Raw genomic sequence first — 12559 nt, forward strand, 5'->3', positions numbered from 1 at the left:
CGGCGCTCAGGGGAGGCACGGCGGCCGAGGCGGGGCTCGCGCCCAGCGCCAGGGTCGCGACCGCGGCGAGGCTGGTCAGCACCCGCGTAGCCCAGCGCGCCACCCACCACAGCGGACAGGTGAGCGCGACCGGAAGCACGTAACCAACGCTACTGCCGCGCCGGCCCTGACGCATCGGCCACGGGCGTGTCGGCGCACGCCGCGCCGACTCTGCTGACCAGGGTGGAGGGTGTCAGCGCGAGTCGACGTACGGTGATCGGCTGTCGGGCTGGTCGGTCCCGCCGGGCCCGGCCTGAGTCCCGACAGCATCGGGGTTGTGGGCATCGTCCCCGGCGGCCCGGGGCCCGGCCGTGCGTGGTCTGGGCACCGGCGGGCGGGCCGTACGACGCGGCGCGAGTCGGCGCATCATCGGCGTCTCGACGAAGCGGTGCAGCAACCCGGCGAGGACCAGGTTCGCGAGCAGGAAACCGAGCACCGCGACGGGGCCACGCCAGCCCTGGAAGCCGGTCCCCCAGTCACCGCTGAAGCGCAGCACGCTCGTCATCACCAGCACATGCACCAGGTAGAAGGCGAAGGAGACCTCGCCGAGCCAGACCAGCGGCCGAGACCGCCACGGGGAACGCCTACCCCGGACGTCCGCGTCCGCGGCGGCAGTGATCACCAGCAGGTACGCCACCGCGAGCAGCGTGGTCCACAGCTCGGCCCGAATCCACTCTGCCGCCGCAACCCAGGTGGCCAGGAAGATCACGCTGGCTGCGGTCAGCCCCGGGCCCCGCCAGAGGCCACGGCGCAGCAGCTCGGCCGCCACCGCGCCCAACCAGAACTCCAGCGACCGTACCGGCGGGAAGACCTGGGTGAACCACCACCGGCTCGCCTCCGGCACCAACTGCTGGGCCGGCCAGAGCGCGAGGATCAGCAGCGGCAGCACGACGATCAGCACCCAGAGCAGCTTCGGCCGGGCCCGGCGCAGCAGCGGCAACGCCAGCGGCAGACACAGGTAGAAGAAGAACTCGCAGGAGAGCGACCAGCTCACGGTGTTGATGCTGTAGAACCAGCCCGGCCGGGGGTCCCAGGCCTGCAGCAGCAGCAGGTTCTCCAGCGCGGCCGCTGGCAGGACCGCGTCGGCGAACCACCAGGCGACCAGCAACGCCGCCCCCCACAGCACCAGATGGTTCGGGTAGATCTTGGCAACTCGTCGCCGCCAGAAGGTACGCCGGGACTCGCCCGCGCGGGCCGACCAGACCAGCACGAAACCGCTCAGGATGAAGAAGAACTGCACCCCGGACAGGCCGAGGGTGAACAGCACGTCGACCACGGCCTTGTAGTCCGGCTCGGCGATGATCCGCATCGTCCCGACGTGGAAGCCGAAGACCAGCAACGCGGCGATCCAGCGCAGCCCGGTCAGCGAGGGCAGCCGGGCCGGCGCGGGGGTGGGCCGGGAAGCCGTCGCCGCGGCGTCGGTCGTCATGCCGGGATCCCGAGGCTCGGCAGGGTCACCAGCACGTGCGTGTCCTCCTCGGTGCGACATCGGACGGCGACGCCCGCGACGGCCCAGCAGCGGCCGTACCCGGGGTACCCTACCCGGGGCACTCCTGGGTGAACCGGACGCGTTCCACCCCTCCAGCGCGGAACGGGTAGGGACGGGCTGCCCTGATGGCGGACCAGACCTTCGGTGGACGTTGACTCTTCGGCGGCACCGACGCGGCCCCGGTGCTCACCCGCGGGCTGCTGTCCAGCGGTCCCGCCCACGGCTCGTTGCCGTCACTGATGACCGAGGCCGACCTGGTGGTCAGCGCCACCGGCACCTCCACCTGGGAACTCTGCTGCCTCGGCGCACCCGCGGCGCTGGTCTGCGTGGTCGACAACCAACGCGAGTCGTACACCCGGGTGGTTCGGCACGGCGTGGCCACCGGCCTCGGCGAGCTGCCGGAGCTGACCGTCGCCGGGCTGCCCGGACGGGCCGCCCCTGCGGCGCTGGCCGCGCCGGCCTGGTCCACACTCGACCGGCGGGGCCGGGCGCGCGTCGTGGACGCGGTGTTCGACGCCGTACGGCCAGTCGCCGTCAGCGACTGACGGGCATCCTCCGGGCTCTCCCCCGCCTACCATGCGCTGACAGCGCGAACGTGAGACGGGGAGCGACACTTGATCCATGCGATTGTCTTCGACGTCGGCGGAACCATTCTCGACGAGTCCCGCGAGTTCGCGAGCTGGGCGGACTGGTTCGACGTTCCACGGCACACGCTCTCGGCGGTCCTCGGAGCAGTGATCGCCCGCGGCCTGGACTGGCAGGAGACGTTCCGGGCCTTCCGGCCCGATTTCGACCTCGCGGTCGAGCTGGAACGCCGAGCCGCCGCCGGCAAACCGGAGTGGTTCGGCGAAGAGGACCTCTACCCCGATGCGCGTGGGTGCCTGGCCGCCCTCAAGGAGCAGGGCCTGTTCGTGGGGCTGGCCGGCAACCAACCAGCCCACGCCGAAGCACTCCTGCACGCCCTCGACCTTCCCGTGGACATGATCGGCACGTCGACCGGTTGGGGCGTGGCGAAACCGTCACCGGCCTTCTTCGAACGCGTCACCCACGGCGCCGGCGGCGACCCGTCGTCGATCCTGTACGTCGGCGACCGGCCCGACAACGACGTACGCCCGGCCGCGGAGGCGGGCATGAAGACCTGCCTGATCCGACGCGGCCCCTGGGGACACATCCTCGACCTGCCGGCCGTGGCCGAGCGGTGCCTGTTCCGCATCGACTCGCTGGACGACCTTCCGGCTCTGGTGGCGAAGCACAACGCGACAGCCACGGGGACGGCGGCAAGCGGCTAGCACGGGTGTACTAAAGTGCTGCTAGGGTGGCCTCATGACGCCTGCCGCCTACCAGCCGTCGATGCTCGACCTGACGGACGCGGAGCCGACCCTGGGGCCACTGCCCGGCCAGATCCGGCGGCATCACCTGAGCCGGGGCGCCTGGGTCGACCACCTCCCCGGCTGGGTGCACGGTTCCGATGCGGTCCTCGACACCCTGCTCACCGGGGTGCCCTGGCGGGCCGAGCGGCGCACCATGTACGACAGCGAGGTCGACGTGCCCCGCCTGCTCTGCTGGTACGGCGGCGATCGGGACCTGCCGCACCCCGTGCTCACCGCGGCACGAGCCGAGCTGACCCGGCACTACGCCCCCGAGTTGGGTGAGCCGTTCGTCACCGCCGGGATGTGCCTCTACCGCTCCGGCCGGGACAGCGTCGCCTGGCACGGTGACACCATCGGCCGTTCCGCGCACAGCGACACCATTGTCGCGATCGTCTCGTTCGGGTCGCCCCGGCCGCTGCTGCTGCGCCCGCGCGGAGGTGGTGGCGACAGCCTGCGTTTCCCGGTGGGCCACGGCGACCTCATCGTGATGGGCGGCTCCTGCCAACGCACCTGGGAACACGCCATCCCCAAGACCACCCGCCCGGTAGGCCCAAGGGTGAGCGTCCAGTTCCGCCCCATCAACGTCGCCTAACCCACCCCCACCCCCACCCCCACCCCCACCCCACCCCCGCCCCGCCCCGCCCTCTCCCAGGTTGATCATGAAGTTATTGCCACCGACATCGGCGTGTCGCGGCAATAACTTCATGATCGACGAGCGCGGGTGGTTCGGGGGTTGGGGGGTGGGGGTTGGGGTTGGGGGTGGGGGTTGGGGTTGGGGTTTGGGGTTGGTTAGTCGCGTTCGATCAGGTGGCCTACGACCGTTGGGCCGAGCATGACCGCGAAGCCGCTGCCGTCGCGGCGGGGGTCCGCTGCCGGTAGCTCCACCGGTTCGCCGGTGCCGGTCGCGCCGACCGGGCGCGGCCCGACCCAGGCGACCGCCACGTCCGTCTCGTCCTTGAGGAAGCGGTGCGCTCGCACACCGCCGGTCGCCCGGCCCTTCGCCGGGTACGCCTTGAACGGTGTCACCTTGACCGTCGCCCCGGTGGACGTCACGACCATCGGCTCGCCGTGCCCCGGATCGTCGGTACGCACCGCGCCGAAGAAGACCACCCGAGCCCCGGCCGGCAGGTTGATGCCGGCCATCCCGCCGCCCTTGAGCCCCTGCGGGCGCACCAACCCGGCGGCGAAGCGCAGCAGCGACGCCTCGGAGGTCACAAAGGTAAGCGTCTCGGCACCGTCGCTCAGCCAGGTCGCGCCGACCACCTCGTCGCCGTCGCGCAGGCCGATCACCTCGAACTCGTCGGACCGCACCGGCCACTCCGGCGCGCAGATCTTCACCACGCCCTGGCGGGTGCCCAGCGCCAGCCCGGGTGACGTGTCCGCCGCACCGCCCAGCGGGGCCAGGCCGACCACGGTCTCCCCCGCCTCCAGCGGCACCAGCTCGGCTGCGGACATGCCGCCGCGCAGCGACACCGTGCCGGCCTGCTCGGGCAGGACCGGCAGCGGCAGGACGTCGATCTTGAAGGCGCGACCCGCGCTGGTGATCAGCAGCACCCGACCACGGGCGGTGGAGTGCACGATCGCGCGTACGGTGTCGTGCTTGACCCGGCCGTTGCGCCGACGCCCCTCGGCGCTCTCCTCCGACTCGGCCGCGGTGCGGGCGACAAGCCCGGTCGCGGAGAGGATGACCTGGCACGGGTCGTCGGCGACCTCCAGCGGCCCGGCCGGCACGGACGCGGCGAGCACCTCCTTGAGGTCGCCGTCGACGAGCGTCGTCCGCCGTTCGCTGCCGAACTGCTTGACCACTGCGGCCAGCTCGTCGGAGACCAGCTTCTTGAGCACCCGCTCGTCGTCGAGGATCGTGGACAGCTCGGTGATCTCGGCGCGCAGCCGCTCCTGCTCGGCCTCCAGCTCGATCCGGTCGAACTTGGTCAACCGGCGCAGCGGAGTGTCCAGGATGTAGGTGGCCTGGATGTCGGAGAGGCCGAACTGGCTCATCAGCCCGTCCTTGGCCGCCTGCGCGTCGTCACTGCCCCGGATCAGGCGCACCACGCGGTCGATGTCCAGCAGTGCGATCAGCAGACCGTCGACCAGGTGCAGCCGCTCCTGACGCTTGCGTCGGCGGAACGAGCTGCGTCGGGTGATCACCTCGTACCGGTGCGCCAGGAAGACCTCCAGCAGCGCCTTCAACCCGAGGGTACGGGGCTGCCCGTCGACAAGCACCAGGTTGTTGACGCCGAAGGACTGCTCCAGCGGAGTCAACCGGTAGAGGTCGGCCAACAGCGCCTGCGGGTTGACTCCCACCTTGCACTCGACGACCAGGCGGGTGCCGCTCTCCCGGTCGGTGAGGTCCTTGACGTCCGCGATGCCGGTCAGCCGCTTGGTCTTGGTGACCTCGTTGGTGATCGCCGCGATGACCTTCTCCGCGCCGACGCCGTAGGGCAACTCGACGACTGTGATCGCCTGGCGGCCCCGGCTGCCCTCGATCGGGCCGATCTCCACCTTGCCGCGCATCCGGACGACGCCGCGCCCCGTCTCGTACGCGCGGCGCACCTCGTCCAGGCCGAGCAGCACCCCGCCGGTGGGCAGGTCGGGGCCGGGGACGAACTCCATGAGCCGGTCCAGAGTGGCGTCCGGGTGGTTGATCAGCCAGCGGGCCGCGGAGACGACCTCGGCGAGGTTGTGCGGGATCATGTTGGTGGCCATCCCGACCGCGATCCCGGACGCGCCGTTGACCAGCAGGTTGGGGAAGGCCGCCGGCAGCACCGTCGGTTGGGTCAGCGACCCGTCGTAGTTGGGCTCGACGTCGACCGTGTCCTCGCCCAGCTCACCGACGAGCAGCATGGCCTCGCGCGACATCCGTGCCTCGGTGTAGCGGCTGGCCGCCGGGCCATCGTCTGGAGATCCGAAGTTGCCGTGCCCGTCGATGAGGGGCACGTTGAGCGAGAAGTCCTGCGCGAGGCGGACCATGGCGTCGTAGATCGCCGTGTCGCCGTGCGGATGGTACTTGCCCATCGTATCCCCGACAATTCGGGCAGACTTCACATGCCCACGATCGGGGCGGTAGCCCTGTTCGTACATGGACCAGAGGATGCGGCGGTGCACGGGCTTGAGGCCGTCGCGCGCGTCCGGCAGCGCACGGGAGTGGATGACCGAGAACGCGTACTCCAGGTAGGAGTCGGAAACCTCGGTGACCAGCGGGTTGTCGAAGACCCGCGCGCCGGCCTGGTCGAACGAGGAGAGGTCGACCTTGTTTTCCTTACGGCGTGCCATGACTCAGCTTTCCCCTCGAACGGCAGCGGTGCTCATGCGTCGATCGCATCGCGGTCGACGCGGTCGGCCGAGTCGATCAGCCAGTTGCGGCGCGGCTCGACCTTCTCGCCCATCAGCAGTTCGAGGATGCGCTCGGCGGCGTCCACGTCGTCGAGGGTGATCCGGCGGACGGCCCGGGTGGCGGGGTTCATCGTGGTGTCCCACAGTTCGTCGGCGTCCATCTCACCGAGACCCTTGAAACGCGGGATGGGCGTGACGATCTGCTTGCCGGCCTTCTCCAGCTTGCGGACCGTCGTCTCCATCTCGGCCTGGGTGTAGGTGTAGACCGTCTGCGGGTTGCGCCCCCTGGTGGTGATCTTGTGCAGGGGCGGCATGGCGGCGTAGAGCCGACCGGCCTCGATCAGCGGACGCATGTACCTGGCGAAGAGGGTGATCAGCAACGTACGGATGTGCGCGCCGTCCACGTCGGCGTCGGCCATGATCAGCACTCGGCCGTAGCGCAGCGCGGCGAGGTCGAACGTCCGCCCCGAGCCGGCCCCGAGCACCTGGACGATGGCGGCGCACTCGGCATTGTCCAGAACCTGCTGGAGGTTGGCCTTCTGCACGTTGAGGATCTTGCCGCGGATCGGCAGCAGCGCCTGGTATTCCGAGGAGCGGGCCATTCTGCTCGTGCCGAGGGCGCTGTCGCCCTCCACGATGAACAGCTCGCTGCGGTCGATGCCCGTCGCCCGGCAGTCGACAAGCTTCGGCGGCATGGACGCGCCCTCCAGGGCGGTCTTGCGCCGGGCGGCGTCCTTCTGTTGCTTCTGGGTGAGCCGCACCCGCGCCGCGTCGACGATCTTCTGCAGGACGACACGCGCCTCGGCCTTGGTGCGCCGGTCCTCCAGCCACGCCTTGACGTGCGCGTCGACAAGGGTCTGGAGCACCTTGGTGATGCCCGTGGTGGACAGCTCGTCCTTGGTCTGCGAGGTGAACTGCGGTTCGGGGATCCGCACGTGCACCACGGCCGTCATCCCCTCCAGGACGTCGTCCAGGGTGGGCGGCTCCTCCTTGGCCTTGAGCAGGCCGCGGGTGTTGCGGACGGCGTCGGCGAGGGTGCGGACGAGGGCCCGCTCGAAGCCCTTGCGGTGGGTGCCGCCGTGGGCGTTGCGGATGGTGTTGGTGAAACACTCGACGGTGCGGTCGTAGCCGGTGCCCCACCGGAACGCCACCTCGACCTCGGCGCGCCGCTGCACGTTGGACTGCATGACGCCGTTGGCGTCGGCGGCGTTCTCCCGGTATGTCCCCTCGCCGTTGACCAGCAGCATGCCGGAGACCGGCCGGTCGCCGGCCGGCGCGAGGAACTCGACCATGTCGCTGAGCCCGTTGGGGTAGTGGAACCGCTCCTCGGCGGGGGTCTCGCCGGTGAGGTCGCGCAGCAGGTACGTCACGCCGGGGACCAGGAACGCGGTGTTGCGCAGCTTCATCCGGACGGCGTCGACGTCGAGCGCCGCGCCGGTCTCGAAGTAGCGGGCGTCGTGCCACCAGCGGATCGAGGTGCCGGTGCGCTGGCCACGCTTCATCGCGCCGCTCACCTGGAGGCCGGGGCCGGCGGTGAAGGGCGCGTCCGGCCCGTCGCCGTCGAAGATCCCCGGGACGCCGTGCCGGAACGACATCGCGTGGACCTTGCCGGCCCGGCGGACGGTCACGTCGAAGCGGCGGGACAGCGCGTTCACCGCCGACGCGCCGACGCCGTGCAGGCCACCGGAGGTCTTGTAGCCGGAGCCGCCGAACTTGCCGCCGGCGTGCAGCCGGGTCAGCACCAGCTCGACGCCGGAGATGCCGGACTTGGCGTGCACGTCGGTGGGGATGCCGCGGCCGTCGTCGTCGACCTGCACCGAGCCGTCGGCGTGCAGGATCACCTCGACGGTGGTGGCGTGACCGGCCACACCCTCGTCGGTGGAGTTGTCGAGGATCTCGTTGACGAGGTGACCCACGCCACGGCTGTCGGTGGAACCGATGTACATGCCGGGCCGCTTGCGGACGGCGTCCAGCCCCTCAAGGTGGGTGAGGTCATCGGCCCCGTACAGGGTGTCAGGCTCTGCGGTCAACTGGTCGTACTCCCCGGTCTCGGCGGTGTGCTGCCCGTCACCGGCGATGTCAGCCGGCGTGGCGCGCCGCAGCGAGCCTAGCCCGAGGCTGAGACAACTCCCGGAGGACCTACGCGAACCGCCGCGCGTCAGTCGCCGGACGTGAGCCACCAGACAGTCGGGCAGTGATCACGGGACCACGCTACGGAATCTCCGCCGGTACCCTGAGCGGTGATCGCGGCTGGTTGGCGCGGGGCGGCGCCGGGCTCGCGCCGGTCCGGGTCCAGATCCAGGACCACGAGCTCGGGGGTACGCCGCTGGTGGCCCGCGCCGGACGATCCGCGGGCGGCCGAGCGGCGGGAGGCGACCGGGATGGACGAGACGACACGTGACGCCCCCGGGCGGGCCCTCGGCACGCGGGCACGGCGTTGGCTGCTGGTGGGCACCCTGCTGGCAGGGCTGCTCACGGCGGTGGCGCTCGTCGCGGCGGCGGCTCCCGCCGAGCGGACGTTCACCGAGCTGTCGGGCGCGGTCCAGAGCCTGATGTCGGTCGTGACGCCGCTCTTCGGCGTCCTGCTGGTGCGCGATCTGCGTCGGGCGCCCGCCACTGTCGGCGTGCTCCCCACGGCGCTGGCGGTGGTGTTGCCGGCCGCTGTGATCGGCGTGGTCGGCGTGCTGGTCTGCGCCGCGACGCTGGCCCTCGCACCGACCACTGTCGCCGACGAGCCGTGGCGGCACGCCGGAACGGTCGCGGTGGGCAGCGTGTTGATGCAGATCCTCGCCGGCCTGGTGGGCACCGGGCTGGGTCTGCTGTTGCGGTCGCCGACGAGCGCGTTCGCGGCCACGATCGTCCTGCCGCTGGGGGTGCTCGGGTTGTTGGAGGTCGTTCAGGCGGGCGCGGCCCAGCCGTGGCTCACTCCGCTCGGCAGTGCGCGCAATCTGCTCTCCGGGGAGATGAGCCTGCTGCGGTGGGTGCAGTGGTTCTGTGTCCTGCTGATCTGGGGTGTCGGCCTGAACGCGGTCGGCGCGGCCGTGTGGCGGCGCCGCCAGCGGCCCGGCCGACAGGTCGGCGCGGCAGCCGACGGGGTGGCGTGACCGGGGGCGTCTGACGCCGTCCACAGTGGCTCGTGGCACGGGCCTGTCGCGTGCGGCGATCCGCTCGGCCGGTTCGTGGCCGAGGTGCCGGCAGCGGTCGGACCGTGGACACCGATGCGCAGGCCGGGGGGCCGAGAGCGAGGATCCGGTCGGCGGCGGGCGTGGGCAGTGGTCGCTGCCAGGTGAACACCGAGTGGTCTGCCGACGCATTCGTGTCTTTCGCCGAACGAGTCTGTTACAGGCCATTGACGCCCGTTGCACAAGGGTGATCTGATCGCGCTCTCAGAGAATCTTTCATCTTTCGATGGTTGGGAGCCCCATGCCCAGGTTCCGCCGTACCGCGCTCGCCGCGGCACTCACGATCGTCACGGCAGCGCTGTCGACCGCCGTCGCGCTGCCCGCCCCCGCGACCGCCGCGCTGCCCACCGCCGCCGTGGCGCTCGGCGACAGCTTCATCAGTGGCGAGGGCGCCGGGGCGTACACCCCGGTGGTCGACGCCAACGGGGTCAGCCAGGGCTTCCCCGGCTGGAGCGCGCCGAACAACAACGCCTTCTTCTGCCACCGGTCGGCGAACGCCTCGCTCAACCAGGCGAACCTGCCGGGCATCCAGAACCGGTTCAACCTGGCCTGCTCCGGCGGCCAGCCGCGCGACATCGCCACCGCCTCGGCGGCGCGGGAGAAGGGCCGTACGGTGGCCGCCCAGCTCGACCAGCTGCGCGCCGTCGCGCAGACCCAGGACATCGACCTGGTGCTGATCGGCCTGGGATCCAACAACAGCTCGTTCACCTTCGGCAGCGTGGCAGAGACGTGCGCCAACCGGTTCATCGCCGACGCCTGGACGGGCTGGTGGGAGTTCTGGGCGTACCTGAACGGGCCGGTGGAGCAGAAGCCGTGCAGCGACGCCGACCTGGCCACCGCCGCGCAGCTCAGCGCCGCGACCGCGGAGACCACCGCCGCCGTACGCCAGATCCTGACCACCCTCGACCAGGTGGACGCGGACGGCCAGCACCGGGTGGTGTTCCAGGACTACACCAACCCGCTGCCGCTGGACCTGAACCCGGCGTACCACGAGGAGGACGGCCGGGACGACACCCGGGACAAGTTCCGTGACCTCGGCGCCGAGCGGTACGCGGCCGGCTGCCCGATCCACCGGGCCAGCCTCGCCCCCGGGCACCGCTTCTCGCAGGGCCTGGGCGGCATCGTGAAGTCCACCCGGGACACCCTGGCCGCCGAGTTCCCCGCCGACGACCTGGTCTACCTCAACGTGCAGCGGGCCTTCGACGGCGCGCGGCTGTGCGAGTCGACGTCCAGCCCGACCGGCGCGCTGGCCACCCCCATCCGGCTGCAGGACGGCGCGACCGGCACCTTCGTGACCAGCCTCGCCGGCAAGGACAAGATCGCCATTCAGCGGATCGCCAACACCTGCGTCAGCTACTTCCAGACCTGCCAGGAGTCGTGGCACCCGAACGCCACCGGCCACCAGGTGCTCGGTCGGTGCCTCGCCGGCGCCGCCGTCACCGCCGCACGCGCGGTGTCGTGCGTCCGCGCCGGCGACGGGTCGATCTCCGTCTCCTGACCGGTCGCGCCACCGGAGGCCCCGCCACCCGGCGGGGCCTCCGTCGCGTCCGGGTCGCCGCCCCGCCCAGCCGCACCGGCTGCTCGGGGCGGCCCGTCCGGCTCACTCCTCCTGGTCCAGCGGAACCAGCTCGTCGTCGCGTTCCACCTGGATCTGTGCGTGATCCTTGCGCGGCGCGACCTCCGCGGTGTTCCGGTGCGGATCGTTGTCCGGGTGCATGAGCACCGCGTCGGTCTTGGGGGTCTTCTCGCGGACCTCGTCCGGCTGCGACATGCCGTTCCCCTCTCCGTCGACGTCGCAGGGGGTCTACCCGCCACCGCGCTGACGACTCCCCCGACGGCGATTGCGGGCCGCGACGCGCGGATGTCCCGGTCGTGGCGGTGCGGCGGGGATTCGGCCGGCAGGCGACGGGGTTAGCCGCTCGGGCGGCGGGTAAGCCGCATCGCCCGACACGGCGGAAGGGGATCACATGTCCGAACGACACACCGCACTGCGCTCGATGCACGATCTGGGTCTGGCGGCCTGGTTCGGCGGCTCCCTCATGGGTGCCTTCGGCGTCAACGGCGCAGCGGCGAAAATCAACGACTCGACCCAGCGGCTGCCGGTCGCCTCGGCCGGATGGTCGAGGTGGACCCCGGTCAACGCGGCCGCGATCGGCGCGCACCTGGCCGGGGCGGTCGGCGAACTGGTCACGGAGAGCCCACGGGTGGCGGCCCAGCGCGGAGTCGGCCGGGCCAGCGCCCTCAAGACGGCGCTGACGATCGGCGCGCTCGCGGTCACCGGCTACAGCCGGTTGGTCGGCATGCGGCTGGAGAAGGCGGGTGGCCCGCCGGTGAACGGCGCCACCGAGCCCAACCACCAGACGCCGGCCAGCGTCGCCTCGTCACAGCGGCAGATGAAGCTGCTCCAGTGGGCGATTCCGGCGCTGACCGGATCGCTTGTCGTGGTCACCGCGTACATGGGTGAGCAGCAGAAGCCCGGTCAGGTGTTGCGCGGGATCCTCAGCCGTACCGGCGGGATGCGCAACGCCCCGATGGGCATCGCGAAGATGGGCATGGGCATGGGCGTCGGCAAGCGGCAGATGGCCATGGCCGGACGCTGAGCGTCGGGCCGGTCGGCGGCCCGCCGGACCGTCGACGACGGGACACGGCCGACCCTGCCCGCCCGCCACGCGACACGGCGTGCCGAGCGGGCAGGACCGGCCCGGGGACGTGGCAATCCGTCCGTCGGTAGCGGCGGACCGACGAGCGAGGTGGCCATGACGGCACACGAGGGACGCAGCAGTGGCGGCGGCGACCGGCCGGAACCGGAGGCGGTCAACCCGTGGGGCACCGCTGACGGTTTCGACGCCGACGCGCCCTGGGGCGCCGACGACGACTCGCCGATGGACGAGGGTAGCGAGGAGACGGCGGTACCCGAGGGGCGGCGCGGTGAACGGCGCGCGGGTGCCCCGGCCGGCCCGAGCGGTCCGGCCGGTAGGCACGGCTTCGGTTCTGTCGAGCCCACCCGGACCACGATGGCCGGACCCGGCGCGCCACCGGACCCGGCGCCCAGCGGTCGAAGCTTCCCCGACGACGCGGACGTGACCGAGCTGAGCCAGGACGCGCTGCGCACCCGGGGTCGCCGTTCCTGATCGACCGCGCTGCCC

At 71.6% G+C, this 12559-nt stretch carries 10 protein-coding genes and 1 pseudogene; 7 read left to right on the top strand and 4 right to left on the bottom strand.

The window, feature by feature from the left end; translation table 11 throughout:
* Nucleotides 1–232: 232 nt before the first annotated feature.
* Nucleotides 233–1468 (bottom strand): acyltransferase family protein, encoded by a 1236-nt coding sequence (locus tag ACGFIE_RS20860; protein WP_393296844.1) that lies wholly within the window; start codon nucleotides 1466–1468, stop codon nucleotides 233–235.
* Between the two features lie 218 nt (nucleotides 1469–1686).
* Here ACGFIE_RS20860 and ACGFIE_RS20865 point away from each other — a divergent pair.
* From ACGFIE_RS20865 to ACGFIE_RS20875, 3 genes and pseudogenes are all read left to right on the top strand, one after another.
* Nucleotides 1687–2073: pseudogene (locus ACGFIE_RS20865) on the top strand (spore coat protein); the annotation flags it as partial.
* A gap of 69 nt (nucleotides 2074–2142) precedes the next feature.
* A complete protein-coding gene (locus tag ACGFIE_RS20870) occupies nucleotides 2143–2817 on the top strand; it encodes an HAD family hydrolase (protein ID WP_393296846.1) in 675 nt (224 codons plus the stop codon).
* Between the two features lie 34 nt (nucleotides 2818–2851).
* The gene (locus ACGFIE_RS20875; RefSeq protein WP_393296848.1) at nucleotides 2852–3490 is read left to right on the top strand and encodes an alpha-ketoglutarate-dependent dioxygenase AlkB; all 639 of its coding nucleotides are present in this window, start codon (nucleotides 2852–2854) and stop codon (nucleotides 3488–3490) included.
* Nucleotides 3491–3687: 197 nt separating this feature from the next.
* On the opposite strand, the gene ACGFIE_RS20880 is transcribed toward ACGFIE_RS20875, so the two are convergent.
* Nucleotides 3688–6171 (bottom strand): DNA topoisomerase (ATP-hydrolyzing) subunit A, encoded by a 2484-nt coding sequence (locus tag ACGFIE_RS20880; RefSeq protein WP_393296850.1) that lies wholly within the window; start codon nucleotides 6169–6171, stop codon nucleotides 3688–3690.
* Nucleotides 6172–6203: 32 nt separating this feature from the next.
* Nucleotides 6204–8261, bottom strand: a complete 2058-nt coding sequence (locus tag ACGFIE_RS20885) for a type IIA DNA topoisomerase subunit B (protein WP_393296852.1) — start codon at nucleotides 8259–8261, stop codon at nucleotides 6204–6206.
* Between the two features lie 351 nt (nucleotides 8262–8612).
* On the opposite strand from ACGFIE_RS20885, the gene ACGFIE_RS20890 reads away from it, so the two are divergent.
* Both ACGFIE_RS20890 and ACGFIE_RS20895 read left to right on the top strand, forming a co-directional pair.
* Nucleotides 8613–9335, top strand: a complete 723-nt coding sequence (locus tag ACGFIE_RS20890; protein WP_393296854.1) for a hypothetical protein — start codon at nucleotides 8613–8615, stop codon at nucleotides 9333–9335.
* A gap of 319 nt (nucleotides 9336–9654) precedes the next feature.
* On the top strand, nucleotides 9655–10911 hold the full coding sequence (locus ACGFIE_RS20895; RefSeq protein ID WP_393296856.1) for a hypothetical protein: 1257 nt from the start codon (nucleotides 9655–9657) through the stop codon (nucleotides 10909–10911).
* Nucleotides 10912–11013: 102 nt separating this feature from the next.
* Here ACGFIE_RS20895 and ACGFIE_RS20900 read toward each other — a convergent pair whose 3' ends face one another.
* Entirely contained in the window at nucleotides 11014–11184 is a 171-nt protein-coding gene (locus ACGFIE_RS20900) for a hypothetical protein (RefSeq protein WP_007457769.1), read from the bottom strand.
* Between the two features lie 196 nt (nucleotides 11185–11380).
* Here ACGFIE_RS20900 and ACGFIE_RS20905 point away from each other — a divergent pair, with 196 nt between their 5' ends.
* Both ACGFIE_RS20905 and ACGFIE_RS20910 read left to right on the top strand, forming a co-directional pair.
* The gene (locus ACGFIE_RS20905; protein WP_393296858.1) at nucleotides 11381–12013 is read left to right on the top strand and encodes a hypothetical protein; all 633 of its coding nucleotides are present in this window, start codon (nucleotides 11381–11383) and stop codon (nucleotides 12011–12013) included.
* Between the two features lie 156 nt (nucleotides 12014–12169).
* The gene (locus ACGFIE_RS20910; protein ID WP_363688574.1) at nucleotides 12170–12544 is read left to right on the top strand and encodes a hypothetical protein; all 375 of its coding nucleotides are present in this window, start codon (nucleotides 12170–12172) and stop codon (nucleotides 12542–12544) included.
* Nucleotides 12545–12559 lie beyond the last annotated feature (15 nt).

This window comes from Micromonospora sp. NPDC049275, assembly GCF_043197115.1.
GTDB lineage: Bacteria > Actinomycetota > Actinomycetes > Mycobacteriales > Micromonosporaceae > Micromonospora.

What these genes read in the sequence shown, in the direction of transcription:
- ACGFIE_RS20910 (WP_363688574.1), top strand. Translation starts at nt 12,170, where the DNA reads ATGACGGCACACGAGGGACGCAGCAGTGGCGGCGGCGACCGGCCGGAA.
- ACGFIE_RS20890 (WP_393296854.1), top strand. Translation starts at nt 8,613, where the DNA reads ATGGACGAGACGACACGTGACGCCCCCGGGCGGGCCCTCGGCACGCGG.
- ACGFIE_RS20860 (WP_393296844.1), bottom strand. Translation starts at nt 1,468, where the DNA reads ATGACGACCGACGCCGCGGCGACGGCTTCCCGGCCCACCCCCGCGCCG.
- ACGFIE_RS20895 (WP_393296856.1), top strand. Translation starts at nt 9,655, where the DNA reads ATGCCCAGGTTCCGCCGTACCGCGCTCGCCGCGGCACTCACGATCGTC.
- ACGFIE_RS20905 (WP_393296858.1), top strand. Translation starts at nt 11,381, where the DNA reads ATGTCCGAACGACACACCGCACTGCGCTCGATGCACGATCTGGGTCTG.
- ACGFIE_RS20875 (WP_393296848.1), top strand. Translation starts at nt 2,852, where the DNA reads ATGACGCCTGCCGCCTACCAGCCGTCGATGCTCGACCTGACGGACGCG.
- ACGFIE_RS20880 (WP_393296850.1), bottom strand. Translation starts at nt 6,171, where the DNA reads ATGGCACGCCGTAAGGAAAACAAGGTCGACCTCTCCTCGTTCGACCAG.
- ACGFIE_RS20900 (WP_007457769.1), bottom strand. Translation starts at nt 11,184, where the DNA reads ATGTCGCAGCCGGACGAGGTCCGCGAGAAGACCCCCAAGACCGACGCG.